Here is a 605-nt window from a genome sequence, read left to right as displayed (position 1 = left end):
ATGCTTAGAATTGCAAAAGAAAATATAAAAACTGTAGAAAAAATAAAAATCAAACTTTATAAAATTTTGTTATTCAAATATCATAATGCCTTAAGAAACTCAATTACAACAAACAGAAAATTTCAACAAAATCAACAAGTTCAACAAACTTAAGAGAAATATTGAAAAGAAAGAAAGTATCCAAGAATTTCATATAAAAATAAATATAAGGAAATGGATAATAAAANNGCCATTAAAAAGAAGAGCAAAAAAGGCAGCAAGAGTAATAAGGGAAACTATAATGAAAAGATATAAATCAAAAAATGTTTTATTATCTGTAAGATTAAATAATTATATTTGGTCTAGGGGAATTAAAAAACCACCAACAAGATTTAAGTATAAGAATAATTAAAAAAGAAGATAAAATATTTGTAGATATTGATGAATGAAGGAAAGGCAATAATACTTTAAATCCTGATTTTTTAAAGAAATTATCATCAAAATTACCAGTATTTTATAACCCTTTAATGAAAATAAATAGAGATTTTAGAATAATAATATTAAAATCTTATTATAATATAATAAAGAAAAAATTCGATATTCTAGATTGTATGGCTGCTACTGGA

At 21.6% G+C, this 605-nt stretch carries 1 protein-coding gene and 1 pseudogene; both read left to right on the top strand.

Going from position 1 to position 605, the window contains the following annotated elements; genetic code table 11:
* The first annotated feature begins 130 nt into the window (after positions 1–130).
* Complete coding sequence (locus LUA84_RS01335) at positions 131–391, top strand: hypothetical protein (protein ID WP_308112653.1); 261 nt, start codon at positions 131–133, stop codon at positions 389–391.
* Between the two features lie 70 nt (positions 392–461).
* Positions 462–605: pseudogene (locus tag LUA84_RS05100) on the top strand (tRNA (guanine(26)-N(2))-dimethyltransferase); the annotation flags it as partial.

Source organism: Candidatus Nanopusillus massiliensis, from assembly GCF_920984865.1.
Note: the sequence above shows the minus strand (reverse complement) of the source record. Positions and strands in the feature narration are given on the sequence as shown.